1 protein-coding gene is annotated in these 240 nt (G+C 59.6%); it reads left to right on the top strand.

Features of this window, described 5'->3' with window-relative positions; translation table 11 throughout:
• On the top strand, positions 1 to 240 hold a 240-nt coding region (locus tag AF337_RS16000; RefSeq protein WP_160320317.1), incomplete at both ends, for an oligopeptide/dipeptide ABC transporter ATP-binding protein.

Genomic DNA, 240 nt, shown 5'->3' with positions numbered 1-240 from the left:
CGGCCGCATCGTCGAAGAAGCGCCCGTCGAGGAGGTTTTCAGGCGGCCCAATCATCCGTACACGAAAGCACTCTTGGCCGAGGTGCCGCGCATCGAACCCGGCAAGCGACAGTTCAAACCCGTCGATGGCGAACTCCCCAGCCCGATAAACCCGCCGAAAGGCTGTCACTTTCATCCGAGATGCCCGTTCGCGATGGACCGCTGTCATATGGAAGTGCCGGTGAAAAAGGAAATTGCACC

This window comes from Rhizobium ecuadorense (assembly GCF_001187535.1).
Classification (GTDB): Bacteria; Pseudomonadota; Alphaproteobacteria; order Rhizobiales; family Rhizobiaceae; genus Rhizobium; species Rhizobium ecuadorense.
The sequence above is the reverse complement of the archived record's forward strand: the minus strand, read 5'-3'. Positions and strand labels throughout refer to the sequence as shown.